Here is a 26135-nt window from a genome sequence, read left to right on the forward strand (position 1 = left end):
CAAATTCTTTTTAGCGATAAATATATAAAAAAAGTAGCATTCAACCGTCTTGAGCTGAATGCTGCTTTACTCAAATCAGATTACTGATTGACTACACTTAAATCCAATCCTGCCGAATTTGCAAGCTCGGTAAAGGTTGGGAAACTTGTCGCTACGGTTTCGGTTCCATAAATGGTGATTTCACCTGAAGTACGTAGACCCGCCATGCTAAAACTCATGGCAATACGATGATCATGATGTGATTCAATTTCACCACCTGTAAAGATCGGTGACCAGTCCCCAGACTTGCCTTTACCTTCGATGATAATGCCATCTTCAGTCGGGGTACAGTCGATACCCATGATTTTCAAGCCATCTGCCATCACTTGGATACGATCAGATTCTTTGACACGAAGCTCAGCAGCACCCGTCAACACGGTTTGACCTTCTGCACATGCAGCAGCAATAAACAATGCCGGGAATTCATCAATGGCCAAAGGCACTTGATCTTCTGGCATGTGAATGCCTTTCAGGGTTCTTGAACCTTTGATATGAATATCTGCAATCGGCTCACCACCTGCAATACGTTCATTCCCAACCGTCAGGTCAGCACCCATTTGCTTGAGGATTTCGATCACACCTGTACGCGTCGGGTTAATCCCAACCGCTTCCAGCACCACATCGGCACCTTCGGTAATCGCAGCACCAACCATAAAGAAAGCAGCTGACGAAATATCCGAAGGCACCTGAATATCAGTACCCACTAATTTGCCACCACCGACAAGCGAGATTTTATTGCCTTCAGTTTTTACATCATAACCAAAGGCACGTAACATACGTTCAGTATGATCACGGGTTGGTTCTGGTTCAGTCACCGACGTTTCACCTTCAGCCCATAAACCAGCCAATAAAATACCTGATTTCACCTGAGCTGACGCCATCGGTAAATCGTATTGGATTCCTTTAAGTGCCTGACTGCCGGTAATACTCACAGGTGGCGTACCTTTCTCGCCTGTGGTCTGGATGAGTGCACCCATTTCACGAAGTGGCTTGGCAATACGCTCCATTGGGCGTTTAGACAATGACGCATCACCCGTCATGACTGAATCAAACTTCTGTGCAGACAGCATGCCAGACAGCAAACGCATACTGGTGCCTGAGTTACCCATATACAAAGCGCTTGCTGGCGCTTTTAAGCCTTGCATGCCCACACCATGAATAGTGACTTCACCATTCTTCGGCCCTTCGATGCTCACGCCCATGTCACGGAATGCCTGCAAAGTTGCGAGTGCATCTTCACCTTCCAGAAAGCCGGTCACATGGGTGGTACCTTCTGCAATCGCACCAAACATAATTGAGCGATGTGACACAGATTTGTCACCCGGTACGGTGAATTTACCTGTAAATGTTTTCTTTCCCGGTAAAATGCTAAATTGCTGTGTCACCTTGTTTTTCTCCATCAAAGGTTTTTTGGCTAACATATGATTAAAATGTTGGCGTGCTGCTTGCGCGTGGCCCAATAGCCCCATCAACGCTTGCGAATCTTCCTGTTCAATCAGTTTCTTTAAAACGGATAATTGCTGTTCAAAACCATCAACCGCATTCAAAATTGCGGTTTTATTGGCAAAGAAAATATCATGCCACATCTGCGGATCACTGGCTGCAATGCGAGAGAAGTCCCGAAAACCACCGGCTGCATAACGGAAAATATCTAGATTATCTTCACGATTTGCCAGTTGTTCCACCAGATTGAATGCCATTAAATGCGGTAAATGACTGGTATGTGCCAACACTTCATCGTGTTTAGCAACATCCATGCAAATCACTTCGGCTTTGGCTGCCGACCAGAGTTGAACCAGTTTTTCAACCGCCCACTCCGCGCTGGTCGGCAGTGGCGTTAGAATCACTTTGTGATTGACGAATAAATCAACTTTACCCGCATGCACGCCAGTATGTTCTGCACCTGCAATCGGATGACCCGGTACAAAACCGGCTGGTAGCTTTTCTCCAAACACTGCTTTTGCAGCTTCAACCACATTGCCTTTGGTACTGCCTACATCGGTAATAATGGCATTGTCTGCAAGATAAGGCTTGATCTGTTCCAGCACTTTTTGTGTTGCACGCACAGGCAAGGCTAAAACAATTAAGTCTGCATCCTGAACCGCTTCTTCAGGCACCGTATAACCGTGTTGAATCAGGCCGAGTGCCTTGGCATCTTCTAATGTTTTTTTTGAGCGTGTTGAAGCCACAATTTGAGATGCAAGTTGTTCTGCCACAATCACACGGGCAAGACTCGATCCAATCAGTCCAAGCCCAATAAATGCAACTTTCTTAAATAATGGTTGAGACATAAAACATATTTGCCTATGTAAAAATCTCCCCTAACCCCTCTTTTAAAAGAGGGGAAACTCCTCCCTTTATAAAGGGAGGCCGGGAGGGATTTTAAAAATTATTACCATAAATAGATTTACAAAACAGCGATTGGATATGAACCGAGTACACGTAACTCTTTCACCATTGGACGGATTTCTTCCAATGCCGCCGCAACATTCTCCTGACCGATATGTCCTTCTAAATCGATAAAGAACACATAAGCCCATTTTTCAGGTAATGCCGGACGTGTTTCAATGCTGGTCAAGCTGATTTGATGCTTGGCAAAAGGCGCAAGAATTTCCAGCAAAGCACCCGCACGATCATGCGCAGAGATCAATAAAGAGGTCTTGTCATTACCACTTTGAGGAATCTTTTCACGACCAATCACAAGGAAACGTGTGGTATTTTCAGGATTATCCTCAATATTGCTATGTAAAATCTCAAGATTGTACATGCTTGCCGCAATATCAGAGGCAATCGCAGCAGAATGCCATTCGTTACGAATACGGCGTGCCGCTTCTGCATTTGAGTTCAGTGCAACACGCTCAACGCCCGGATAATGTGCATCTAACCATTTACGACATTGAGCCAAGGTTTGCTGATGCGCATAAATCTGCTTAATACTGTCTTTACGGGTATTTTCTGAAACAAGGAATTGGTGATGGATACGAAGCTCAACTTCACCAATCACATTCACTGTCGATGCTTTAAAGCAATCCAGTGTGTGGTTCACAATCCCTTCAGATGAGTTCTCTACAGGAACCACACCATAGTGCGCGCTACCCGCTTCAACTTCACGGAACACTTCATCAATGGTCGGTAATGGACGCACAACCGCATCTTTACCAAAATGCTTCAACACAGCAGAATGCGTATATGTCCCTTCTGGCCCTAAGAATGCAATGCTTTGTGGTGCTTCAAGCGCCAGACATGCCGACATGATTTCACGGAATAAACGGGCCATGGTTGCATCAGACAAAGGGCCCTGATTACGCTCCATGACTTTACGCAGCACTTGCGCTTCACGTTCCGGACGATAAAACAGTGGATTTTCTTCGGATGCAAATTTCGCTTTAGCTACCGCTTCTGCCAGTGTCGCACGGCGGTTGAGTAACTCTTGGATTTGTTGATCAACACTATCAATATCGTTACGAATTTGTTCTAAATTAAGTGAATTCGATGTGTTTTGTCCATCGTTTACCATTGAATGCAGCCTCAGCAAAATCATCTATAAGAATGGATTACAATCTATCTATGAATCGATTATCCGAGCTAGAGTATAACAATACTTTTAGTCATTAAACACGCTGAGTTTTAACTCTTTTTCTGATTAAACTTTATTGATAATGATTTTCATTATATATTACTTGTCAAAATTTTGATGGGTGTAAATAAAGTGATGTTTAAACATCTTGGGATTTTGACTTTTTCTCTGCTCATGGCAACACCACTGGCTTTTGCTCAACCCAACACCTCCAGTGCAAATAAAGCGCCTCTCAAAGCACAGACCAATATTCAGCAAAGCTTTGTAATAGCATCCAAATATACAAAACATGATTATTTGATCCAGATCTCTGTTCCTGCTGGTGAAGCTCCACAGCAAGGTTTTCCTGTACTGTATGTACTGGATGGTAATGCCGCATTTGATAGTGCTGCCAATATCGCTAAATCCGTGGGTGGTGGTGCCAATCGTTTAGGTTTGAGTCCGGTCGCCATTGTTGCAATTGGTTATCCTAAACAAAGCACATTTGATGTAGAAAAGCGTGCTTTAGACTATACACCCCAAACATCCGCTGAGTTCCAAAAGCAAGCCAAGTACACTTATGGTGGTGCAGACCAATTTATTCAATTTATAGAAAAAGAGCTAAAGCCTGCGATTCAAACCAAAATTAAAGTCAATTCACAGCAACAGAGTTTATTTGGGCACTCCTTTGGTGGACTGTTTGTCTTACACACTTTCTTTAGCCAACCACACATGTTCCAGCGTTATATTGCCGCCAGCCCTTCACTCTGGTTTGATCATTATGCACTGCTCAACAAACAAAAGGACTGGTTAAACAATAAAGCAAATCGTGCTCAAGAGATCATGCTGATGACCACAGTGGGTACGCATGAACATGGACGAAGCCCAACACTAGATGCTGAATCCTTGCAAAAGCAGAACAACTTCTATCAAAACTTTAATCAGCAACGTTCCAAGCATTTCTTGTTCTGGAATTACCGCCATCCTGCCGAACAGCATCTCACCAATATGTATGCCAGCTTGCCGAAAGCGATTATGTTGGCAGGTTGTCAGCCGCAAAGTTGTTCAAATCTATTTGATGAACCAACACCATAAAATCTGGAATAAACACAGCTGAATTTAAGCGGAGAATTGTCCGCTTAAATTCAGACCATTGAATGACATAGATTAGCTATACTATGAAAAGATCTCATAACAATAGTTAAATACAATGCATAAGATTTTTGGCTTAGGTTTACTTGGCTTGATCAGTATCGGTTTATCGGCATGTGGTGGCTGCCCTTTGATTGCAGGTTGCAATGGCACCGACCGATCGCCTTACTTTATCACCCCGCTAAGCAATCAAGTTCGTGGAATATCTGTCCCGTCTCAAACCAAACTGACTTATCAATCACAACACTTTAGACAGATGCATCAGCAAACTCATGCCTTAAAAGAACAGAACTTAACAGGCATCACCTTGCCAGAAAATGCTGCAATCCTTTGGGGAGGTATGCCCGTTGATAAGTTTTTTCAATTTTCAAATCCCGAAATGAAAGGTTTTCGCGTTTACCCTGCAATGGGATTTAAATCAGAACAATCGAATGTGTTTTTAAATTTATGGAAAAGTTGTGAAAGTGACTTAAGCATTTATCTAAAAAACCCAAATGACTGGTCATTTAATCCATCTAATATGGAAATACGAGGCTGTGGCCGCTTTCAACAACGCAGTGAATATACTGAAGACCTTTTTCGGCAAGATGAAGCCGATCAGTTTCTGAGAAAAATTAATCAAGCCTTACAGCAATTGCCTAAACAGCAAAATTATCCGGTTCTTCGTCAATCTAGCAAATCGAAAAAACAAAACAGCCTGCTCGAAAGCAGGCTGTTTGACGAGGTAAATGCGGATTAAGCTTTACCGATAATGCCACGCGCCACGATTTCTTTCATGATCTCGTTGGTTCCGCCATAAATACGCTGGATACGTGCATCAACGAAGAAACGTGAAATTGGGTATTCAGTCATATAACCATAACCACCAAATAACTGAAGCAAGTTATCTGCAACTTTCATTTGCATGTCAGTACTGAAGCTCTTCAATGCCGCAGCAGTTTCTACATCCAGTTTACCTTCGTTATATAGCTCAACGTTTTGGTTATAGAAAGCAGCAGTCGCCAACTCATCAATCTTCGCTTGTGCCAAGACAAAACGGGTATTCTGGAATTGTGAAATTGCCTGACCAAAGGCCTGACGCTCTTTGACATACGCCGTTGCCAAGTCAATTGCACCACGAATTGCACCTAAAGCGGTAGCTGCAATCGCAGTACGTTCGCGTGGAAGCTCCTGCATCAAATAAGCAAACCCTTGCCCTGCCTGACCCAGTAATTGATCTTTCGGCACTTTGACATTATCAAAGAACAACTCTGAAGTATCTTGTGAATGCAAACCGATTTTGTCGAGGTTAGTGCCCTTTTTAAAACCTTCCAGATGCGTATCCACCAGCATCAGTGACACACCTTTGGCACGCGCTTGTGGATCAGTTTTCACTGCAAGCACCACCAGATCGGCATGCTGACCATTTGAAATAAAGGTTTTCGAGCCATTTAGCACATAGTGGTCATCTTGCAAAATGGCACTGGTCCGCATTGCCTGTAAGTCTGAGCCTGCACCTGGTTCAGTCATGCCAATGGCACCCACCACTTCACCTGACACCATTTTTGGCAGCCAGTACTGTTTTTGTTCTTCAGTTGCGATGTGCTGGATATAAGGTGCAGCGATTTCAGAGTGACATGAAATTGCAGTTGATAATGCACAGTACCCCGCACGCGCCGACTCTTCGACCAACATTAATGAATAATGGGTTGGCACACCATAACCACCGTATTCTTCCGGTACATCGACACACAAGAATCCATTTTCGCCCAATGCCGTCCATACTGAACGTGGCATGATGCCTTCGCGTTCCCATTGGTCATAATGCGGTGCAATCTGCTCGCTCATAAAGCGCTTAAAGTTATCACGGAAGAGTTCCAAATCTGCATCGTAAGCTAACATCATTATTTCCTTTCGCTTTCTTTGTTCTTAAAAATTCGTTCGCAGTCATGCTAATAACTTTTAGATAGGATGTCATGTCCCGTTTACATCAAATCACTAGACTGATTCGGTCAATAATTTTGTTTGCATCTTGGTTCTTTAAACCACAGTTGCTTATTGATTAAACAGCTTGCTGGTTTTTTTATGCTACCTGACCCGATTTTATGTCATATTGATCTCATTCTCAGTGACAACCCTCAATACGGCCATGAACACAAAACGAAATATCTATAAAACCGCAGAACATCCATTTGCTCAATATGTTCGTATTTTGGGTAAAGGTAAAACTGGTTCACGTTCACTGAGTTATGAAGAGGCCTATCAGGCTTTTAGCATGATTTTAAAAGATGAAGTACTGGATGTTCAGTTGGGTGCCTTCTTGATGCTGCTACGTGTTAAAGAGGAATCCGTTGATGAACTGGCAGGTTTTGTTCAAGCCACGCGTGATCAACTGAATTTTCAGTCTCTTGAGGTCGATCTGGACTGGTCGTCTTATGCAGGCAAGCGTAAGCATTACCCATGGTTCTTGCTAGCAGCTCTAACGCTTGCACATCATGGTTATAAAATTGTGATGCATGGCGCATCGGGTCATACCATTAACCGTGTTTATACTGAGCAGGTTTTGCAATACTTAGGCTATTCTATTTGCCAGAATCAACAGGATGTCCGAGAGCAACTAGAACAGCACAACTTTGCCTACCTGCCACTGGAAGCGATTTCACCAATTTTAAGTGACTTGATTTCACTGCGAAATGTGATGGGACTTCGCTCTCCGATTCACACACTGGCACGCCTGATTAATCCATTTAATGCCAAAGCCACTTTACAAGCCATTTTCCACCCTGCTTATCGTAGTTCACATCAGCAGACCGCTTTCCGTCTAGGTTATCAAAACAGTGCCGTGATTAAAGGTGAAGGTGGTGAGTTTGAACGTAATCCTGATGCCAAAACTTTAATTTGCGGGATTAAAAATGGTGAGTTGTACGATTACGAACTTCCGAAATTGACACCAGACCGTAGTCCGATTGAAGAAGAACTGGATCTGGCTGTATTTAAAGCAGTCTGGCTGGGTGAGCAGACGCATGAATATGGTGAATTGGCAGTCGTTGAAACCATGGGAATTGCGTTGTATACCATGGGTGTAGTCAGTACTTATGATGAAGCGATGGATAAAGCCAAAACACTATGGGAAAAGCGTCTGAACTAAGTCAAAATGGCGATTTCAAGTAAAAGAAATCGCCATTCATTGAATAAAATATACAGACTATTTTATAAATTTTTCGATTCAAGGATTGAATCTCTCGTAATCACAATAGAATCAGCAATAACTTTACTTTTTTTGAAAAGCCCCCCAACAACAAGCCGGCACGAAAGATTATCTGTTAATAATCCCTCAATCTGCGTCTTCCTGAGGCAGGTATTCATGGATTCATCTTCACAGACTTTAAAAGAACCCGATGAAATATACATCCCATGTTCAACATGCTCTTCATCAATCGAAACAGATCCGATGACGACATAATCTTGTATTGGCGTGCATCTAAAATGTGAATATTTATAGTTTCCCTGAACATAAAAATGGCGAAGGCTTCTTTCAGCCCCCATATTAAATGTAAAAAGATCACCACTCATCCCGCTGATTTGAGAAGCAGTTAATTTGTCTAAATGAACATGTTGAACAATTTCATCATCTCCTGCCACATATGGGTCACAGGCTGAAATGAATAAGCAAACAAATAACATTAAGTATTTTTTATTATTCTTCGTCATACAATTTGTAAGAACCTTCCCATTAAAACTCAGAATCGATTAATCAATAGTATTATAAAAAATGCCCCGATCATCGGAGCATTCTAATCATTCAGTTCATCTTAAACAAAACGAATCGGCTTAAATTCAGGTTCATTTTTGTGATGGTCGTCATCACACTCTTCACCATCTTTTTTGGTGCCTCGGTCGATATAACCACTGCGCTGTTCTTTTGGCAAATTTTCCATTTCCCAGGCATAAACGGCTTGCATACAGGTTTCACGCTGTTCTTTGGTGAGTGCAACGCCATTTGGCCATTTACCAATTTCAACAGCAGTACGAAGACGCTCAACAATTTCAGGATTTAAAATAGCGAGCATTTGTTCAATATTCATGAGTCATCCTGTTGAAAAGATTCAAAATCTTGATTCCACCCTAATTTGGTACGGCATGCCATATAAAAGTCATAACCTGGTGGATGTAATAAGCTTAGTTTAAACGGATGTTTGCGGATATGCACCGTGTCACCTACATTTAATGCAACACTATGTTGACCATCAGCACTCACCATCGGCAGAACACGATTTTCACGGATGCTAATCTTGATTTCACTTTGTCCACCCACCACGATCGGACGTGATGACAAGGTATGCGGATGCATCGGCACCAGCGCGATCGCATCCATACTTGGGTGCAGAATCGGCCCTCCGCCTGAAAGTGCATACGCCGTTGAACCCGTTGGGGTTGAAACAATCAGACCATCACTGTGCTGACGATAGACATATTGCCCATCAATATTCAGCTCGAAATCGATCATATGCACCGATTTACCTGAGTGCAACACTACATCATTCAATGCAATCGCATCATAAATGGTTTCACCATTGGTACGCACTTCCATTTCCAGTAAGAAACGGCGGTCCAGCTGGAACTGGCCTTGTAACACCTGATCCAGTTTAAAGATGGCTTCGGCAGGTTTAATATCGGTTAAAAAGCCGAGTCTCCCCCGGTTAATGCCGAGCACAGGCGTACTATAGCGTACCAAAGCACGTGCAGCATGGAGCAATGAACCATCACCGCCCACCACAATCACTAAATCAACGACTTCACCCAATAAGTTTCGGCTCACGGTCTGGCCATGACTATAGGGGACAAGTTTTGCGGTTTCCTGATCAAAAACGGGGTTTAAGCCTAAATTGATCAAATGATCATGAATTAAACATAACGTTTCTACTACAGAATACTTGTCTGGTCGTCCAATGAGACCAATATTTCGAAAGGATTTATGTGAAATTTGCACGAATAATTCAGCTCCGTCGCGGTTATCGACTATCATATCATTAACAACCTATGTTGCGTTGATGATTGATTAAAAAGTATAAAAATGTCTATCGGTTGCTTTTTTATACCTTTAATGTCAACACATGCTTAAACTTTTTATTGCATGTTGCTATTTATTCACAGTTTTATGATTGCAAAATGACAATAAGCTATCGCATCATTACCGTCATTGTTTTGGTTTTAACGCAAATCTATGAAGTTTGAACGTGGTATTGGTTTTCTAGCACTCATTTTCTCAATGTTAGTGATAGGTGTCTTTGTTGCCTTTAGTATCTATCTGATCCGATTGGATAATATTATTCGTGACAAGTTTGAAGGTCAGCGTTGGGATATCCCTGCCAAGGTGTTTGCTCGCCCATTGGAAATCTATGCCAATGCACCGATTACTCAGGATAATTTTACCCAAGAGTTAAAATTACTGGGATATAAGAATACGGCTAACTACGACAAGTCGGGTAGCTATGTGGTTCAGGGCAACCAGATGTATGTGCATACCCGTGGTTTCGACTACGGTGATAGTACCGAACCTGAACAGGTGCTGGAACTGGCCTTTGCCAATGGCGAAGTCAGTGAAGTGCGCTCTACCAAACCCTCAAATACAGGGATTGCTCGCTTAGAACCTTTATTGATCGGTGGTATCTATCCGCAACATAATGAAGACCGCGTTCTCATTAAACTGAATAAAGTACCTAAAACCTTGATTGAAGCCTTGATCTCGACGGAAGATCGTAACTTCTATCACCATCATGGTCTTTCGATCCGTGGCACTGCCCGTGCTGTCGTCAGTAATGTTACGGGTGGTCGTCGCCAAGGGGGTTCAACCTTAACCCAGCAATTGGTCAAGAACTTCTACCTATCACCGGAAAAGACGCTGAAACGTAAAGTCAATGAAGCCCTCATGGCGCTATTGATTGAATTACATTACAGTAAAGACGAGATTCTGGAAGCTTACTTAAATGAAGTGAACTTAGGTCAAAATGGTAGCTATTCGATTAATGGTTACGGTTTGGCATCACAATTTTACTTCGGTCTACCATTGCGTGAACTGAATATTTCCCAACAGGCCTTTCTGGTTGGTCTGGTTCAAGGCCCTTCTTTGTATAATCCTTGGCGTAATCCAGAATCAGCGAAAAAACGTCGTGATGTTGTCTTAAACAACATGAAAGTGATGGGTTATTTGACTGATGCAGAATATGAAGATGAAATTGCCCGCCCATTAAATGTGGTCAGCAAGCCAACTTTAGGCCCTGCTAAATTCCCTGATTTCCTGGATATTGTCCGTCGTCAACTCCGTACCGAATATCAGGAAAGTGATATTACCAATCAAGGCCTGAGAATTTTCACAACCCTTGATCCAATCGCACAGACTCAGGTACAGAACGCATTTAAGAGTACCGTCAGCCGTTTAGCCAATGCTAATCCGGGCCGTTTAAGAAACCTGCAAGGTGCGGTACTGGTTGCCCATCCTGAAAATGGTGAACTGGTTGCAGCCGTAGGTTCAACTCAGGACTTTACCGGTTTTAACCGGGCGCTGGATGCCAAACGTCAAGTCGGTTCTTTGCTTAAACCGATCATTTACCTGAATGCAATCGAATCAGGCCGATACACATGGGCCAGCCCGATTGAAGACAGTGCCGTCAATATTCCAATTGATGGTGATAAGAGCTGGACCCCGAAAAACTATAGCGGTGGTGAGCATGGTGTTGTACCAATGCAACAAGCTCTAGCCAACTCATACAACTTATCCACTGTCCGTTTAGGCAATGAATTTGGTTTATCTGCGTTCAGCAATAAATTAAGACAGTTTGGTGTGACTTCAGATATTCCGGCCTACCCTTCGATCTATCTGGGCGCAGTGAATATGTCACCGATGGAAGTATTAAGCATCTATAGCAACTTCGCGACAGGTGGCTTTAAATATCCGCCTCGCTCGATCCGTACGGTGGTGGATGCCAAAGGACATTTGCTTGAGCGTTATGGCTTGAATGTACAACAAACCATTGACCCTGCTGCAGCCTATATCCTGAACTTTGGCTTACAACAGGTGATGCGTTCTGGTACAGGTCGCTCTGCCTATAACAGTCTGCCTGAATCTTTAAATCTGGCGGGTAAATCTGGGACCACCAATGACACCCGAGATTCATGGTTTGCAGGTTATTCAGGCAATCATGTGGCAGTGGTGTGGTTAGGTCTGGATGATAACAAAGTCACTGGCTTAACCGGTTCATCTGGTGCATTACCAGTCTGGACCAATGTTATGAAACAGCTTCGTCAAGAGCCTGTTAATCTGCGTCAAACCGATAATGTGCAATGGCAATGGATTGATAGCGCCAGCGGTGATTTATCTGCGCAAGGCTGTGATGGCGCAATGTATATTCCTTTAATGCGCCAAACTGTGCCACGTCGTGCCACGCTGTGTGGCCAGTCTCATTATGAAGTGGAACCGACCTATATTCCACAAACAGATGAAACACAGGATGATCAGCAGGACGATAGCATTGGTAACTATATTCGTGAAAGTGAAAACCAGATGGATACAGACTTATCCAATCGCAGCCCGGCACGTGTGATTTCCAGCGGTAGCTATAACGGTAACGGTGAGAACTAAGCCTCAAAAGGATAATTGAACATGATGAAGAAAACAGCAGTTATTATTGGAATGCTTATACTGGCGGGTTGTACCACGGCACCTGAAAAGGCGCCAACCAAGACCACGTCAACTCACCCACCGAAAAAGGAAAGCCAATCCTCTTCCGGAGTGAAAATCACGCCTTATGATCAAAAAGAGATTAAGCGTCAAAGCGTTCCTGTGGTTGTGCCGCAACAAAAGGTGCAGCAAAAGTTTAATGATGGTAGCCAACTGCCGGCATTTAAAACCTTGATGCAAAAAACCCAGGTCGCTTATAAACAGCAACAACTGGCAGAAGCTGAACGTTATGCCCTTCAGGCACAACGTATCGCGCCACAGGCCACGGAAACCTATTTGTATCTGGCTATGATTGCCGATCAACGTAAAGAATATGCCAATGCAGAAGCATTGGCCCGCCGTGGCTTAAGTTATGCGCAAAGCAATGCCATGAAAAAGCAATTGTGGTTAATTATTCTGAAAGCCAGTGAAGCCCGCAATCATTCGGTGAAGGCTCAAGAAGCGCGTAGAGCCCTTCAGGCACTTTAATCCTAGTCAATTGCACTAAACTGACGAATCCCGGCAAGCCCATAAGCATAATGCTTTTGGGCTTGTTTTAATTCAGCAGGTGCAACCCCCCCTAAGGCAAAAACAGGAATATCACTGGTTCGGGCGAGTTCATCAAAACCCTCCCAGCCCAATTCTTTCGCATCAGGATGCGTTTCAGTGGTCTGTACCGGACTTAATAACACCGCATCACAACCAATATGATGGGCATGTTGCAAAGAGACCGCATCATGACAAGCTGCGATAAAGCGCTTCCCAACGACCAAACCAGCTTTACTTAAACTCATCAATTGTGATTGCTTTAAATGAATGGTTGAGATTTTATCGCGCAATTCAGCATCCAGTTGCTGCCACAGATCGACATTGATCATCAATTTCTGCAATTGCGCATCGCTCAAGCTTAAAAGCTGCGACTGGATCTGATCAATATCAACAGAATCATTACGCCAATATAAGAGCGCCTGTTGTTGCGGCAAGGCATCAATCTGTCCACTGATCTTGATGAGATGAGGCCAGATCAAACGTTGTAAAATGGCATCATTGGCTTTTGGAAAATTTAACTCGGCCAGTTGCTCACGTTTGTACCAGCCCCACGGTTGATGAATCAGATCAAGCAATTCATCGGGTACATAGGCATGGAATAAATGCAGATTTACGATAATGTCGTCATACTCATGACGGATCACATCAAAAACATGCCAGTCCTTTAAACCTATGCCCACTTCCTCATAAATCTCACGGCGGCAAGCCTGCTCTGGTGTTTCACCGGCTTCAACTTTTCCACCAGGAAACTCATGTTTATTGCCCTGATGCTGGCTGGCCTGTCGCCAGCCGACCAATACTTTGGTTTTGTGTAATAAAATTGCGATTGCAACATCAAATGTAGCTTTGGTCATAACAGACTAAAATCTCTCATCTTTTATCCAGATTTTAAGGTGTTTAAACACGAATTCACATGACTAAAAACAAAATTACTCACTGATTTTGTAAATTGTTAAAATTTCCGTTGACAGGTCTATTCGATAATGATTATCATTTAAAACGTTAAAGAACACACCACGGAGCATAACAAATGAACGCACCATTCAACCTATTTACTCGTAGTACAGATGCAGCCCAATCATTGCCAATGTTGCATTCAAACAATCTTTTTGCCTTGGGACGAGAAATCCGCATTATGCATGCGGGTGAGGAATACCGTTTACGTCTAACCCGTAATAATCGCCTGATTTTAACGAAGTAATATAATAACAACCGCATAATAATAAACGTGGGAATAAGCAGTATGTCAGCGCATGCTGCTTTTTTTTATGTTGCTTATGAGAAAATTTATACAGGCAGCTGAATACTCACCTTGAGTCCGCCATAGCAGGATTGGGAAAACTTGATTTTGCCCTGATGCAATTCAACAATTTTTTTACAAATCGACAGACCTAATCCCGAACCTTGGGTTTTAGTTCCTAAGGCACGATAAAAACGCTCACCTAAACGTTCCAGAATTTCAACATCCACGCCTTGCCCTTCATTTTCGACCACAAGTTCTATTGCATCTAGTTGTTGCTTCAAACTGATATAAATCTGTCCGTGCTCAAGGCTATAGCGGATCGCATTATCAATTATGTTGCGGATACAGGTAAATATCAGTTGTTGATTAGCATGCAGCATCTTGGGCTGCGTTGAGACATCCAGCTGTATTTGAATCTGCTTGTCCTGCATAAATAATGCCAAGGCTTGCATTGCCTCTTGTATCACCGCATTTAGGTCAAACTGAGTTTTCGGCAGATTATTCGCATGCTCAGGATCGAGACGCGCCAACAGCAGCAAATTTTCCAGCGTTTGAATACCGCGATTGACATCTTGCTGTATCTGGACAAAATCACCCGCCCGTTCAGGATACTTACGTTGTAACAACTGCAATCGAAGCTGAATTGCAGACAAAGGCGAACGCAATTCATGGGAGGCATCCGCAGTAAAACGCTGTTCTGCATGCAAGGATTGTTCGAGGCGCTGTAACAGGCGATTGAGCTGCCCTAACATAGGCTGTAACTCTTTCAGCTCTACCTCTCCAGTTGATATCGGGCTTAAATCATCTGCATTCTTTGCTGAGATTTCTGAAGATAATTGATGCATTACCTTAAATTGCCGTTTAATCAGGAAATGCAACATGATCCATTGCATTAGCCATACCAGTAGCAAGATCAAGCTATAACCTGCGAAATGATTAAGCAAATCTTTAAAACGTTCTCCTAGGGGTTGTAGAAGCAATACCTGCATAGGCGCATGCTCATCTTCGCCCGCATAACTTCGCCATAACTGTCCTTTTTGCCAAATCAGGCCAAAGTTACCCTGCCTGGCTGTAATCAAGCTGTAATGCTGTGGATCAAACTGAAAATCTGTGGATTGGGTCAACACCAGCTGCGAATTGCGCAACTGATATTGGATATCAAATTCATCACTCAGTTCATCAATCTGCTGTCCTGAGGATTGGGTTAAGTCGGTCATCAGCAACATATCTGAAATCTCGTCCATGATCTCATCTTGCATCTGCATGGTTTGATACACCGAAATTACCGCGAATAAAAGTAAGGCCACACATCCAGCAATGATTGAACTGATTAATGAAGTTTTAACCAGTCTGGTTTGTAATGACACGACTTTCATCCTATTCACCCTGATGCATGCGATAGCCTAGACCGCGAATGGTCTTGATATATTGCCCGCCAATCTTTTTACGAATCTGATAGATAAAGACCTCGATGGCATTACTTTCAATTTCATCACCCCATGCATACAGGGATTCTTCCAGTTGTTCCCGTGTCACAATATGTTCAGGTTGCTGCATCAGCTTATATAAAATCTGAAACTCTTTGGCAGTCAGATTCACAGCTTTCCCCTCCTGAATCAGGGTTTTGGCTTGGGGATCCAGTTGTAGATGGGCAAAATAAAGATATTGACCTGCTTGAGCTTGATGCTGACGCAATTGGGAACGAACCCGGGCGGATAATTCTTCCAGATTAAATGGCTTGACCAGATAGTCATTGGCCCCCAGATCTAGCCCTTCGACCCGATCATGGATATGGTCTTTGGCGGTAATAAAAATCACCGGGGTTTTGCTATTTTGTCGGCGAATGCTTTTCAGAATTTCATCTCCTGACGCTTGTGGTAAGCCCCGATCCAGCAGAATACAGTCGTATTGATGCTGTTCGGCTGCCAGAATCGCATGATCGCCACGTTCCACCCAGTCAACGCTATAACCGTCCATTTCCAGCCAGGCCTTGATACTTTCTGCCTGCGAGGCATCATCTTCAGCCAATAAAATTCGCATAAAACAGCCCACTGTATTGATCTTTCACATGATCTTAAAATAAATCATCAACAAAAAACCACATGATAATCATGTGGTTTTTTTATATTGATTCATCAATCTTTAGAATTGAACCTGATCGACATCTACTTCAACACGTTTCGCTGGTTTATAGTCGATGTCGATTTCACCAATTAAGGTCACTGGTGTTTTTGCTGATACGGGCTTACCTTGCCACAAGTCATCATCAATATCGACCGTCATAGAACCGGTCTGGTCACTAAACTGATATTTCTCATCACCTGTGGATTTGACCACATAACCTTTCAACTTGACTGGAGTATCATCTTTTAAGGTTAAGGCTTGTTTGACTGTGGTAATTTGAGTCGGCGCCAATGCTTGCTGATTTACGGCAGTGGTATTGGCTACAGCAAAAGTAGTTGCGCCAACCAAGCCAGCAACAACTGCACATTTAGATAATACATTCATCTTGTTTCCCCTCATTGTGGTTTCATCATTTCGATGCAGTCATTAAAACAAACCAAGATGAGGTGAATCTGAAGATGATGCTGTAGCTTAATTTAATGGTACCACGCGCAATACTTCTTCCAAGGTAGTCACGCCCTCAATCACTTTACGCGCACCCGCAATCCGCAAGGGCTCAACGCCTTCTTTTTTCGCTTGTGCTTTTAAATCATTGAGTGTGCCATGCGCACTAATCAGTGACTTGAGCTCCAGACTAACCGGCATAAATTCGTAAATCCCGACTCGGCCCTTATAGCCGGTATGACGACAAGCTTCACATCCCACCGCTTTATACATGCTGGTCGGCATGTCCATCATATAATCAAAGGTCAGATGTTCCCATTCTTGCTCATTAATTGGCGTTTCCTGTTTACAATGCGGACACAGGCGACGAACCAGACGTTGAGCCAGAACACCGAGAATTGTGGCAGCCGTGAGGAATGGCTGCACACCTAGATCATGTAAACGCGTCAAACTGGACGGTGCATCATTGGTATGTAAGGTAGATAACACCAGATGCCCAGTTAATGCAGCCTGAATCGCCATGTTTGCGGTGTCATGGTCTCGAATCTCACCGACCATGATAATGTCAGGATCTTGACGCATTAAGGCACGTACGCCATCTGCAAAGCCTAACTCAATGTTTGGATTGACCTGCATCTGGTTAAAACTCGGCTCCAGCATTTCAATCGGGTCTTCAATGGTACAGACATTGACCTGTTCGGTCGCCAGCTGCTTTAAAGATGAATACAGCGTGGTGGTTTTACCCGAACCTGTTGGCCCTGTGACCAGAATAATACCGTGACTATGCTGCGTCAGCTGCTGCCAGCTTTGTAATAAATGACCTTCAAAACCCAGTTGCTGGAAACTCCGCACCAATACTTCCGGATCGAAAATACGCATTACCAGTTTTTCACCAAAAGCGGTCGGCAAAGTCGAAAGACGTAATTCGGTTTCCTGTCCTTTCGGTGTTCGGGTTTTTAAGCGTCCATCCTGCGGTTTACGCTTTTCCGCCACATTCATGCGGCCAAGAATCTTGATACGGGAAATTACCGCGGTCAGTGTATTGGCAGGCATGTTATAGATGGTATGCAGCACTCCATCGATACGGAAACGTACCTTACCTTTGTCTTTACGTGGTTCCAGATGAATATCGCTGGCACCTTGCTCAAACGCAAATTGCAGCACCCAGTCCACCAGTTTGACAATATGCTGGTCATTGGCATCAGGATTCTGGGTATCGCCTAACTGTAATAAAGCCTCAACGCCTTTATTTTCGCGGTCATAGATACTGGCATTTTGTGAGGAACTGACTGCTCGGCTGACCTGATAGTACTCAACAATATAACGTTGTAGCTGTTCAGGATTGAGCAAAACTTTTTCAATCTTTTTAGGTGCCAGACTCCGTTCCAGATTGTTCAACCATTCGCTGATAAAGGGTTGATCGGTGCCAATCAGAATCCGGTCTGCGTGTACTTCTACTGCCAGAATATGATTTCTGGCGGCAAACTCTTGTGACATGACACTGGTTAACGCCGCAACATCGGCCTTAAGTGGATCAATGATAAATAAGGGAAGATCAGCTTTCTCAGCCAGCCATTGACACAAGCGATTCAACGATAAGGTACTACCTGCATTCAGCTGGTCTTTGAGGCTGAAATTGGCAATCCACTGCAAAGGATGCCATTTCAACTGATCCTTTTGCCGATGTGTGGTCTGTACCAGCAGTTTGTCCCGTTCCGTGATACGGCCATCCTGCACCAATTGTTCCAGACACCAGGTCACATCGATCGTAAAAGAAAAGTTTGCGAATTTTGCCTGAGCTTGCATCACCGTTGATTCCCCAAATTTTTAACGAATTTTATATTTTTAAAGTTTTAACTTTGTTCCACTGCAACAATGGTGACATCCTGTTCACCCACCGTAAAACGTACATTCAACATGGCAAAGCGCATTCCATACACGCGTTCAGCATCATGCTGATAGGCAGGTCGAGGATCTAAAGATAACACTTGTTCAAGTTCATCGAATATCTTTTTATGCAAAATCCCCTGCTTTAATAACTGCTGTTGTTGCTGTTGTGCATTTTCCAACCAAACCACCGTTTTACGCTGTGGCTGCTCTTGTGCATAGCCACTGACCGCCTCAGTCACCGCATCCGAATATTGAATATACGGCTTGATATCTAAAATCGGGGTACCATCCAGCAAATCACTGCCCGTGACATAGACCCGTACCGCTTTGCCATGCTTTTCAATGCGTAAAAACTGTACTACCGATAAACCAATCGGAGATGGGCGATACATGCTTCGGGTCGCAAAAACCCCTATTTTCTGGTTGCCTCCCAGCCTAGGCGGTCGTACTTGTGCACGAAATTTAGGCATTTGATTCAAGGCGTTATCCGAATTTTTATTCTCATGAAACTGCCATAGCAGCCATAAGTGGCTAAAATCTTCAATGCCTTCAAATGCCAGAATATCGCTATAAGCCGCCGTCATCTCTATATATGACTCGACCTGCACCAGATTTGGCTGGCGCGGGATACCGAATTTCTCACGATAAGGCGAACACATATGACCAATGATTGGCATCACTACTGAACTGTTCATCACTTTTTCTTATAAACACAATTAAATATATTCAGTTTATCGAGAATGATTTTAGATTAGAATAGCGATCTGTTTCTTTTAACTGTGATCGAGACCTTTAATGGCTGCTTTTAACGTTGAACGCATTACTCATGTTCACCACTGGAATGACACACTTTTCAGTTTTAAAACTACACGCGACGTCAGCTTACGTTTTAAAAATGGTCAGTTTGTAATGATCGGCCTTGAAGTGAATGGTAAGCCTTTAATGCGTGCTTATTCGATCGCCAGTGCGAATTATGAAGAAGAACTTGAATTCTTCTCTATTAAAGTACAAGACGGTCCATTAACTTCTATTTTACAAAAAGTACAAGTGGGCGACGAAATTCTGATTTCTAAAAAGCCTACAGGCACTTTGGTACACGACGATTTACTACCAGGTAAAAATTTATATCTGTTATCTTCTGGTACTGGCCTTGCCCCATTCCTTTCTTTGCTTCGTGACCCGGAAACTTACGAGAAGTTTGAAAAAGTGATTATGGTGCATGGTACACGTTATGTGTCTGAACTTGCCTACCAAGATTTAATCTTGAATGAACTTCCAAATCATGAATTCTTTGAAGAGTTAGGCATCAAAGACAAGTTGATCTACTATCCGACTGTGACACGTGAACCGTTCCACACCCAAGGTCGTGTAACAACGGCAATTGAGACTGGCGAACTGTTTGAAAAAATTGGTTTACCACGTTTTAACCGTGAAACTGACCGTGCCATGCTCTGTGGTAGCCCGGCGTTCCTGAAAGACGTCGCTGCGCTGCTCGATCAGCACGGTTTGGTTGAATCACCACGTATGGGCGTGATGGGCGATTATGTGATTGAACGTGCCTTCGTCGAAAAATAATATTGCTCTATAAAAAAACCGAGGATAAATCCTCGGTTTTTTATTTTAAGTTTTATAAAAATGTAATTTTACTTATCTAAAGGTTATTATTTAGCATAACTACAATAACAAGTTATTATGCTGCATCTAAATGGATTAATCGCTCGATATAATACCAGCACTCTTCGATCTGGGCATGATCTTTATTTACTTTTGCATACGAGGTCATCCCGTCCAGAATATTAATATACATTGCTGTTAATACATGAGGCTGATAAACCTGTGCCTTTACAAACAAGTCTTCTACCAATGCCATTAACCACTCACGATATTCCATGATTGGACGAATAATGGAAGGATACTGTTGTAAAATTTCTAATGACGCTTTTTGAAACATACAGCCATGAAAATCATCTGAATTAAACCAGCCGAGATGCCAAAAATATACGGCTTTAATTTTACCTAAATAATCATCTGCTGCTTTCAGGCTAATTTCGTTTTCAATAGACGCTTGGATACTTTTATTCCTTCGCGACAGACACTCTTCAATCAGGTTCTCTTTAGAAGGAAAGTATTTGTAGAACGTCATTTTGGCAACGCCCGACTCACTAATAATTCGATCCACACCCACAGAACTGTAGTTATGACGGTTAAAAAGGTCTAGAGCCGTTACAATGATATCTTCTTTTTTTGACATTTTATTATCCTTTTAGAATTCTATCAAAAAACTTAACATATTATTAAGACATAGTTTACATGCTGGAAATTTCTGGCCACTATGTATATTTATCTTATTTTAAGAGCAGTATAGAAAAGTCATACTTTCTTTATTGTTCCTGTTATAGGGTATGAAAAAAACGGCTGATATACAAGATGATTTGTAAAAAAATCTTTCTATTTTTTAAATAAAAAAATATACCGTGAATTAGTTCACTTTTTATTTACAGTTAAGTTAAATAATAAGCTTTATTGCGATTTTTTAGCCGCTTTAATAAATTGATTTCACAAAAAAATAATTTTATATTTAAATCATCCAATAAAAAGATGTTTGGCTGAAACAATAGTTATATTCATAATCAGCCAAAGAAAATCTAACTAAATAATTGGAAAAGCAATAATATTATTAATTCATCGAGTACAAGACTATGTCAAAAAAATTTGAAAACTTTAACAACCCGAGACAGAAAGCTATTGAAGGCATGAAAAATAGTATTTCTGCGGATCTATGGAACAAGAACCTGGATTTTCTGAACAAGTTAAGAGCAGAAATTTCAAATCATCCTGTTTCAAGACATCCTGCCATTCAGCTTTTAAATGACGGTGTAATTGACAAAGAGACTTTAAAGCATATTCATCTTGAATATCGTCATGCCATTGTTCAGGTATTTACCGATGCCTTATTGATGGCTCAATTCCAGACCAAGCAGTTAGAACCACGTTTATTATCGGGTTCCAAAATGTTCCCGCGCTTTTTATTGAACCTGAACATTCTGGACGAATTTGGTTTCCGTCCAGGTCTGGATCAGGAAGGTTATTATTCCGGCAACCCTGAATATGCACATTATCCATTATTTGAAGATGTGCTCAATGACTTTGATTTGAGCCAGTCTGAGCGTAATGACTATCAACCTTCGCTGATTGCACAACGGGTACGTCATTATCTGGAAAATTCGTTTAACAGCTATCAGGCAGTTTCAGCTTTGCTCGCCGTTGCAGAAGAAGAAGTGATTTTATTCAGTCCTGCGCTACGTCAGGCCACCAAGGCGGTCGGTTTCGATGTGGATAGTGGTTATTACTATGTCCATGGTGTTTCACATGATGCGACTGCCGAAGCGGCTGATGATGACCATGAAGATGATTTATGGTTTGTACTGGCACAGGCCTGCGTTGAATCTGAATACGATTCAATCCGTCAAATCTGTCTTGAATACTGTGATTTATGGGAACAGTTCTGGGATGAACAAATTGCTTACTACGGAACCTTCAAAAAACTGGCCTAAATTTCTCAGGAAAAGCCATTTCTAATTTTGGAAATGGCTTTCTTTATTTTTATTAATGTTCAAACACTTACCAACTTAAACTTGTATCTATAGATGAGAAAAAAGCGCTTTTTAAAATAAACCTCGATAAATTACGATATAATTCAACTTTATTTCCCTTCCCCATGCCCTGCGATGTTCTCTCAATTCGATATCAATTTAGTGGTGCTGCTGGTCTTATTAGGTTGCGGTATCTTTAGTCAAAACACGGCTGTCACTGTAGCAGCAGCGTGTCTGATCCTGGTCAAACTGACTCCTTTAAACCAGTTTTTTCCTTATATTCAGAGCCATGGATTGAATATTGGCATCATTATTCTCACCATTGGGGTACTTGCACCGATTGCCAGTGGCAAGATCAGCGGAGAAAGCATCCTTAAATCATTTATCAGCATCAAATCTCTGGCGGCAATTGCCGTTGGCCTGCTGGTGGCATGGCTAGGCGGACGGGGCGTTAAATTAATGAGTAATCAACCCGATGTGGTTGCCGGCCTTCTGATCGGTACAGTAGCAGGTGTCGCCTTATTAAGAGGCGTTCCGGTTGGACCACTGATTGCTGCTGGGATTTTGTCACTACTGATCGGGAAATCTTAACGCGTATCTCATCTGCATAATCAACTCATAAAAATAAAGGTAGCGCATGGCTACCTTTATCTATGAAATCATATTCGATTAATTTTCATAATACACGGCACGCATCTTGGAAAACTTTTCAAGTTGCTTGATAAAGCCTTCAAAATAGTTCTTCTCTTTATCCTCGACCCGATAACCCGCATACAGTGTACGTCTGACACCTTCCGGAGCGACACAATCCAGACGGCGGCTGACCACCCAGCCTTTTTGCTCATATTCATTGACCACCCAATCCGGCAGTGCCGCAATGCCGCGTCCACTTGCCACCAGCTGGATCAGCATTTGGGTCAGATCTGTAGTGCGGATGTGCTTCGGATAAACATTGGCAGGAATAAACAGATGCGCCATGATATCCAGGCGATGCTTATCAACCGGATAAGTAATCAGGGTTTCTTCTGCCAGATCCTGCACGCTCACCTGCTCGGCACGTGCCAAAGGATGCGTGCTAGACAGAACCAAGCGTGATTCATATTTGAAAATTGGGAAATACTCAATTCCCTTCAATGCAATCGGATCTGCCGTGATCAATAGATCAAACTCCGCATTTTGCAACAGCTCGTGAGGATTCGACTCGAAACCCGCGGCAAAGTCCAGATCTACATCCGGATATTGATGACGATACTGATTCAATAACGGCATCAACCAGTCAAAACAACTGTGACATTCTGAAGAGAAGATAATCCGTCCCGTCTGGCCGTGCACGATACGGGTAATATCGGTCTGTGCGATCTGAACTTGCGGCAATACATCATCTGCCAGTTTAAGTAGACGTTCCCCAACATTGGAAAAGCTGACAGGGCGACTACGGCGATTCACCACTTCTACCCCGTACCAATGATCAAGTTCTTTTAACTGGTGAGAAATTGCAGATGGCGTCAGGCATAAATCGGTCGCGGCAGCCACCAGTGAGCCATGTTCTCTTAGCGCAAGTAATGTTTTTAAATGACGGAGTTCTAGCACAACAAAGACCAAAATTGAATTTATTTCATCTTAACATAAAATTAATTAGCAAGCCTCAACTTAAGTTTGATTTCCATGTTTTTCTGATACGTTAAATTTTCTCATTAAAAGAAGCGATATTTTTTAACAAAACTCATAAGTCTCATCTCAAACAGAAAGTTCTTTGACAAGAAAATATATTTTTACGCTTTAAAATTTTTCAGCTCGAACTGAGAATATTTCAGTTAATTCAAACATTTTGCCAATTTAAAACTTTTACAATATCAAATTATTTTTATAGACCATGTCGCCTATGACCCGTCAAAGTCAAAAGACGCTTGAACGCCAAAAACTAAGCTTACCCGAAGGACATGACAAGTTACTGCTGCACTCATGCTGCGCACCATGTTCTGGTGAAGTTATGGAAACCCTGATTGAATCAGGTATCGACTTTTCGATCTTTTTTTATAATCCGAATATCCATCCGGTGAAGGAATACCTCATTCGTAAGGAAGAAAATATCCGTTTTGCCGAAAAACACAATATTCCGTTTATCGACTGTGATTACGATACTGACAACTGGTTTGCACGTGCCAAAGGCATGGAAAATGAACCTGAGAAAGGTATACGCTGCACCATGTGCTTTGATATGCGTTTTGAACGTACGGCACTTTATGCCTATGAACACGGTTTTAGCCTGATCAGCAGTTCACTGGGTATTTCGCGCTGGAAAAACATGCAGCAAATTAATGACTGTGGTCTACGTGCTGCCGCGCATTATCCGGACATTCAATATTGGGATTATAACTGGCGCAAACATGGCGGTGCAGTGCGTATGCTGGAAATCAGCAAACGTGAAGAGTTCTATCAACAGGAATATTGCGGCTGCGTCTATTCACTCAGAGATACCAACCGCTGGCGTATGAGCAATGGCCGTGACCGGATTCAACTGGGAGTGAAATTTTATAGTAACGCCATGGATGACGAATCCAGTCAATAACAATGCAGTTGAAATAAAAAGGCTAATTCTAGGGAATTAGCCTTTGAGCCTGTAAATTATTTTGTGTAAGTTCCATTTTTTATAAATGATCTTTTAATCGATCATCGAACTGAATCGTAAACCAATTCATTGCTAAACGCCAATTTTGAATTGGCATCGTCCATTTCTTCGCAGCATTTGATGTTGCTAAGTAAATGACCTTCTTTACTGAGTCATCAGATGAAAAGATTTTCCTTTTCTTCGTTGAATGGCGTATTACGCTATTCAACGACTCAATCGCATTTGTTGTATAAATAGCATGACGTATTTCGGCTGGATAGCTAAAGATCGTTCGGATATTTTCCCAATTGGCCCGCCAGGATTCTCCAATTTTGGGATACTGGTGATTCCATTGATCACAGAAGATGTCTAGGGACTTTAAAGCATTTTCCTCTGTACTTGCCTGATAAATCGCTTTCAGACCCGACGTAACAGCCTTGTAGTCTTTCCAGCTTACAAATCTCAGGCTATTGCGTACAACATGCACAATACACAGTTGAATATCAGTATGAGGGTAAACAGAGGCTATCGCGTCAGGAAAGCCTTTTAATCCATCTACACAGGCAACAAGAATGTCCTGTACTCCTCGATTTTTTAGCTCTGTCATGACTGACAGCCAGAATTTGGCACCTTCTGTCTGAGCAATCCACATACCCAGTAATTCTTTTTGCCCATCCATATTGATGCCTAAAGCAAGGTATACGGACTTGTTAATCACATTGGAGTGCTGACGGACTTTGACAACAATACAGTCAAGATAGACAACAGGATAAAGGCTATCTAAGGCTCTATTTTGCCACTCAGTCACTTGCTCAATCACAGCATCGGTAACTTTGCTGATGAGAGATGCTGACACATCGGCATCGTACATTTCTTTGAAGAAGGCTACAATTTCCCTATTAGTCATTCCTTTTGCATACAGTGAGAGGATTTGGTCATCCATACTGGTGATGCGTGTTTGGTGCTTTTTGATAATTTGTGGCTCAAATGAACCTTCTCGATCACGGGGAATATCTAAAGCCAGTTGTCCATCTTGAGTTGTAATGGTTTTAGAACTAAACCCATTACGGCTATTTGAGCCTTTCTTGGGCTGATGCTTTTCATAACCGAGATGGTCTGAAAGTTCAGTATTGAGTGCAGTTTCAATCATGAATTTTTTAAAGACTGCTGTCATTTGGTTTAAGTCTTCTGGTGTTTTTAGACCTTTAGCCAATTCGGCAGCCATACTTTTGATTGTTGCT

The 26135-nt window shown here is 42.5% G+C and carries 25 protein-coding genes; 10 read left to right on the plus strand and 15 right to left on the minus strand.

What is annotated here, in order from left to right; all coding sequences use genetic code 11:
• Positions 1-80: 80 nt before the first annotated feature.
• On the minus strand, positions 81-2330 hold the full coding sequence (locus tag ACINWC323_RS07545; protein WP_009512847.1) for a bifunctional prephenate dehydrogenase/3-phosphoshikimate 1-carboxyvinyltransferase: 2250 nt from the start codon (positions 2328-2330) through the stop codon (positions 81-83).
• 116 nt (positions 2331-2446) lie between these two features.
• Positions 2447-3556 carry a prephenate dehydratase gene (gene pheA, locus ACINWC323_RS07540; protein ID WP_004772565.1) on the minus strand — a complete coding sequence of 370 codons (1110 nt, stop codon included), beginning with the start codon at positions 3554-3556 and terminating at the stop codon, positions 2447-2449.
• Between the two features lie 195 nt (positions 3557-3751).
• Here pheA and ACINWC323_RS07535 point away from each other — a divergent pair, with 195 nt between their 5' ends.
• On the plus strand, positions 3752-4690 hold the full coding sequence (locus tag ACINWC323_RS07535; RefSeq protein ID WP_009512559.1) for an alpha/beta hydrolase: 939 nt from the start codon (positions 3752-3754) through the stop codon (positions 4688-4690).
• 115 nt (positions 4691-4805) lie between these two features.
• Positions 4806-5486 carry a hypothetical protein gene (locus ACINWC323_RS07530; protein WP_009512686.1) on the plus strand — a complete coding sequence of 227 codons (681 nt, stop codon included), beginning with the start codon at positions 4806-4808 and terminating at the stop codon, positions 5484-5486.
• On the opposite strand, the gene ACINWC323_RS07525 is transcribed toward ACINWC323_RS07530, so the two are convergent.
• The gene (locus tag ACINWC323_RS07525; RefSeq protein ID WP_005286359.1) at positions 5483-6628 is read right to left on the minus strand and encodes an acyl-CoA dehydrogenase family protein; all 1146 of its coding nucleotides are present in this window, start codon (positions 6626-6628) and stop codon (positions 5483-5485) included. The two genes, ACINWC323_RS07530 and ACINWC323_RS07525, sit on opposite strands and share 4 nt — an antisense overlap.
• Before the next feature lie 247 nt (positions 6629-6875).
• Between ACINWC323_RS07525 and ACINWC323_RS07520 the strand changes: the two genes are divergently transcribed.
• Positions 6876-7874: a glycosyl transferase family protein gene (locus ACINWC323_RS07520; RefSeq protein WP_032881553.1), complete on the plus strand. Its 999-nt coding sequence runs from the start codon at positions 6876-6878 to the stop codon at positions 7872-7874.
• Positions 7875-7936: 62 nt separating this feature from the next.
• Here ACINWC323_RS07520 and ACINWC323_RS07515 read toward each other — a convergent pair whose 3' ends face one another.
• From ACINWC323_RS07515 to ACINWC323_RS07505, 3 genes are all read right to left on the minus strand, one after another.
• The gene (locus ACINWC323_RS07515; protein ID WP_009512620.1) at positions 7937-8437 is read right to left on the minus strand and encodes a hypothetical protein; all 501 of its coding nucleotides are present in this window, start codon (positions 8435-8437) and stop codon (positions 7937-7939) included.
• 101 nt (positions 8438-8538) lie between these two features.
• A complete protein-coding gene (locus ACINWC323_RS07510) occupies positions 8539-8811 on the minus strand; it encodes a YeaC family protein (RefSeq protein ID WP_005230905.1) in 273 nt (90 codons plus the stop codon).
• A complete protein-coding gene (locus tag ACINWC323_RS07505; protein WP_009512916.1) occupies positions 8808-9716 on the minus strand; it encodes an NAD(+) kinase in 909 nt (302 codons plus the stop codon). Before ACINWC323_RS07505 ends, ACINWC323_RS07510 begins: the two co-directional genes overlap by 4 nt.
• 234 nt (positions 9717-9950) lie before the next feature.
• Between ACINWC323_RS07505 and mrcB the strand changes: the two genes are divergently transcribed.
• Both mrcB and ACINWC323_RS07495 read left to right on the plus strand, forming a co-directional pair.
• Positions 9951-12365: a penicillin-binding protein 1B gene (mrcB, locus tag ACINWC323_RS07500; RefSeq protein WP_009512699.1), complete on the plus strand. Its 2415-nt coding sequence runs from the start codon at positions 9951-9953 to the stop codon at positions 12363-12365.
• Positions 12366-12386: 21 nt separating this feature from the next.
• Positions 12387-12932 carry a hypothetical protein gene (locus tag ACINWC323_RS07495; RefSeq protein ID WP_009512603.1) on the plus strand — a complete coding sequence of 182 codons (546 nt, stop codon included), beginning with the start codon at positions 12387-12389 and terminating at the stop codon, positions 12930-12932.
• Positions 12933-12934: 2 nt separating this feature from the next.
• Here the strand turns inward: ACINWC323_RS07495 and ACINWC323_RS07490 are convergent, their stop codons facing one another.
• Positions 12935-13846 carry an NUDIX domain-containing protein gene (locus ACINWC323_RS07490; protein WP_009512936.1) on the minus strand — a complete coding sequence of 304 codons (912 nt, stop codon included), beginning with the start codon at positions 13844-13846 and terminating at the stop codon, positions 12935-12937.
• Between the two features lie 176 nt (positions 13847-14022).
• On the opposite strand from ACINWC323_RS07490, the gene hemP reads away from it, so the two are divergent.
• Positions 14023-14193, plus strand: a complete 171-nt coding sequence (hemP, locus tag ACINWC323_RS07485) for a hemin uptake protein HemP (RefSeq protein ID WP_004661888.1) — start codon at positions 14023-14025, stop codon at positions 14191-14193.
• Between the two features lie 86 nt (positions 14194-14279).
• On the opposite strand, the gene ACINWC323_RS07480 is transcribed toward hemP, so the two are convergent.
• The 5 genes from ACINWC323_RS07480 to tsaA all read right to left on the minus strand — a co-directional run bounded on the left by ACINWC323_RS07480 (position 14280) and on the right by tsaA (position 19370).
• On the minus strand, positions 14280-15611 hold the full coding sequence (locus ACINWC323_RS07480) for a sensor histidine kinase (protein ID WP_009512664.1): 1332 nt from the start codon (positions 15609-15611) through the stop codon (positions 14280-14282).
• Position 15612: 1 nt separating this feature from the next.
• Positions 15613-16275: a response regulator transcription factor gene (locus ACINWC323_RS07475; RefSeq protein WP_032881554.1), complete on the minus strand. Its 663-nt coding sequence runs from the start codon at positions 16273-16275 to the stop codon at positions 15613-15615.
• 102 nt (positions 16276-16377) lie between these two features.
• Positions 16378-16743 carry a NirD/YgiW/YdeI family stress tolerance protein gene (locus ACINWC323_RS07470; RefSeq protein ID WP_009512934.1) on the minus strand — a complete coding sequence of 122 codons (366 nt, stop codon included), beginning with the start codon at positions 16741-16743 and terminating at the stop codon, positions 16378-16380.
• An 87-nt stretch (positions 16744-16830) separates the two neighbouring features.
• Complete coding sequence (tfpB, locus tag ACINWC323_RS07465; protein ID WP_005286383.1) at positions 16831-18609, minus strand: type IV pilus assembly ATPase TfpB; 1779 nt, start codon at positions 18607-18609, stop codon at positions 16831-16833.
• Between the two features lie 47 nt (positions 18610-18656).
• A complete protein-coding gene (tsaA, locus tag ACINWC323_RS07460) occupies positions 18657-19370 on the minus strand; it encodes a tRNA (N6-threonylcarbamoyladenosine(37)-N6)-methyltransferase TrmO (protein WP_009512636.1) in 714 nt (237 codons plus the stop codon).
• A gap of 118 nt (positions 19371-19488) precedes the next feature.
• Here tsaA and ACINWC323_RS07455 point away from each other — a divergent pair, with 118 nt between their 5' ends.
• Positions 19489-20268 carry a ferredoxin--NADP reductase gene (locus ACINWC323_RS07455; RefSeq protein WP_004772583.1) on the plus strand — a complete coding sequence of 260 codons (780 nt, stop codon included), beginning with the start codon at positions 19489-19491 and terminating at the stop codon, positions 20266-20268.
• A gap of 115 nt (positions 20269-20383) precedes the next feature.
• Here ACINWC323_RS07455 and ACINWC323_RS07450 read toward each other — a convergent pair whose 3' ends face one another.
• Complete coding sequence (locus ACINWC323_RS07450; RefSeq protein WP_005230921.1) at positions 20384-20944, minus strand: TetR/AcrR family transcriptional regulator; 561 nt, start codon at positions 20942-20944, stop codon at positions 20384-20386.
• 448 nt (positions 20945-21392) lie between these two features.
• On the opposite strand from ACINWC323_RS07450, the gene ACINWC323_RS07445 reads away from it, so the two are divergent.
• Complete coding sequence (locus ACINWC323_RS07445) at positions 21393-22247, plus strand: heme oxygenase-like domain-containing protein (protein ID WP_009512544.1); 855 nt, start codon at positions 21393-21395, stop codon at positions 22245-22247.
• A gap of 174 nt (positions 22248-22421) precedes the next feature.
• Positions 22422-22877: a DUF441 domain-containing protein gene (locus ACINWC323_RS07440; RefSeq protein ID WP_005230925.1), complete on the plus strand. Its 456-nt coding sequence runs from the start codon at positions 22422-22424 to the stop codon at positions 22875-22877.
• A 78-nt stretch (positions 22878-22955) separates the two neighbouring features.
• Here ACINWC323_RS07440 and ACINWC323_RS07435 read toward each other — a convergent pair whose 3' ends face one another.
• On the minus strand, positions 22956-23876 hold the full coding sequence (locus ACINWC323_RS07435) for a LysR family transcriptional regulator (RefSeq protein WP_081401856.1): 921 nt from the start codon (positions 23874-23876) through the stop codon (positions 22956-22958).
• 283 nt (positions 23877-24159) lie between these two features.
• Between ACINWC323_RS07435 and ACINWC323_RS07430 the strand changes: the two genes are divergently transcribed.
• On the plus strand, positions 24160-24855 hold the full coding sequence (locus ACINWC323_RS07430; protein ID WP_032881556.1) for an epoxyqueuosine reductase QueH: 696 nt from the start codon (positions 24160-24162) through the stop codon (positions 24853-24855).
• A 79-nt stretch (positions 24856-24934) separates the two neighbouring features.
• Here the strand turns inward: ACINWC323_RS07430 and ACINWC323_RS07425 are convergent, their stop codons facing one another.
• Positions 24935-26128, minus strand: a complete 1194-nt coding sequence (locus ACINWC323_RS07425) for an IS256-like element ISAba26 family transposase (protein WP_221408631.1) — start codon at positions 26126-26128, stop codon at positions 24935-24937.
• Positions 26129-26135: the final 7 nt, after the last annotated feature.

Source organism: Acinetobacter sp. WC-323 (assembly GCF_000314615.1).
Lineage (GTDB): Bacteria > Pseudomonadota > Gammaproteobacteria > Pseudomonadales > Moraxellaceae > Acinetobacter > Acinetobacter courvalinii.

What these genes read in the sequence shown, in the direction of transcription:
- mrcB (WP_009512699.1), top strand. Translation starts at nt 9,951, where the DNA reads ATGAAGTTTGAACGTGGTATTGGTTTTCTAGCACTCATTTTCTCAATG.
- ACINWC323_RS07545 (WP_009512847.1), bottom strand. Translation starts at nt 2,330, where the DNA reads ATGTCTCAACCATTATTTAAGAAAGTTGCATTTATTGGGCTTGGACTG.
- ACINWC323_RS07455 (WP_004772583.1), top strand. Translation starts at nt 19,489, where the DNA reads ATGGCTGCTTTTAACGTTGAACGCATTACTCATGTTCACCACTGGAAT.
- ACINWC323_RS07450 (WP_005230921.1), bottom strand. Translation starts at nt 20,944, where the DNA reads ATGTCAAAAAAAGAAGATATCATTGTAACGGCTCTAGACCTTTTTAAC.
- ACINWC323_RS07445 (WP_009512544.1), top strand. Translation starts at nt 21,393, where the DNA reads ATGTCAAAAAAATTTGAAAACTTTAACAACCCGAGACAGAAAGCTATT.
- ACINWC323_RS07535 (WP_009512559.1), top strand. Translation starts at nt 3,752, where the DNA reads ATGTTTAAACATCTTGGGATTTTGACTTTTTCTCTGCTCATGGCAACA.
- pheA (WP_004772565.1), bottom strand. Translation starts at nt 3,556, where the DNA reads ATGGTAAACGATGGACAAAACACATCGAATTCACTTAATTTAGAACAA.
- ACINWC323_RS07440 (WP_005230925.1), top strand. Translation starts at nt 22,422, where the DNA reads ATGTTCTCTCAATTCGATATCAATTTAGTGGTGCTGCTGGTCTTATTA.
- ACINWC323_RS07520 (WP_032881553.1), top strand. Translation starts at nt 6,876, where the DNA reads ATGAACACAAAACGAAATATCTATAAAACCGCAGAACATCCATTTGCT.
- ACINWC323_RS07490 (WP_009512936.1), bottom strand. Translation starts at nt 13,846, where the DNA reads ATGACCAAAGCTACATTTGATGTTGCAATCGCAATTTTATTACACAAA.
- ACINWC323_RS07470 (WP_009512934.1), bottom strand. Translation starts at nt 16,743, where the DNA reads ATGAATGTATTATCTAAATGTGCAGTTGTTGCTGGCTTGGTTGGCGCA.
- ACINWC323_RS07515 (WP_009512620.1), bottom strand. Translation starts at nt 8,437, where the DNA reads ATGACGAAGAATAATAAAAAATACTTAATGTTATTTGTTTGCTTATTC.
- tfpB (WP_005286383.1), bottom strand. Translation starts at nt 18,609, where the DNA reads ATGCAAGCTCAGGCAAAATTCGCAAACTTTTCTTTTACGATCGATGTG.
- ACINWC323_RS07480 (WP_009512664.1), bottom strand. Translation starts at nt 15,611, where the DNA reads ATGAAAGTCGTGTCATTACAAACCAGACTGGTTAAAACTTCATTAATC.
- ACINWC323_RS07530 (WP_009512686.1), top strand. Translation starts at nt 4,806, where the DNA reads ATGCATAAGATTTTTGGCTTAGGTTTACTTGGCTTGATCAGTATCGGT.
- tsaA (WP_009512636.1), bottom strand. Translation starts at nt 19,370, where the DNA reads ATGCCAATCATTGGTCATATGTGTTCGCCTTATCGTGAGAAATTCGGT.
- ACINWC323_RS07525 (WP_005286359.1), bottom strand. Translation starts at nt 6,628, where the DNA reads ATGTTAGCTTACGATGCAGATTTGGAACTCTTCCGTGATAACTTTAAG.
- hemP (WP_004661888.1), top strand. Translation starts at nt 14,023, where the DNA reads ATGAACGCACCATTCAACCTATTTACTCGTAGTACAGATGCAGCCCAA.
- ACINWC323_RS07430 (WP_032881556.1), top strand. Translation starts at nt 24,160, where the DNA reads ATGTCGCCTATGACCCGTCAAAGTCAAAAGACGCTTGAACGCCAAAAA.
- ACINWC323_RS07495 (WP_009512603.1), top strand. Translation starts at nt 12,387, where the DNA reads ATGATGAAGAAAACAGCAGTTATTATTGGAATGCTTATACTGGCGGGT.
- ACINWC323_RS07510 (WP_005230905.1), bottom strand. Translation starts at nt 8,811, where the DNA reads ATGAATATTGAACAAATGCTCGCTATTTTAAATCCTGAAATTGTTGAG.
- ACINWC323_RS07475 (WP_032881554.1), bottom strand. Translation starts at nt 16,275, where the DNA reads ATGCGAATTTTATTGGCTGAAGATGATGCCTCGCAGGCAGAAAGTATC.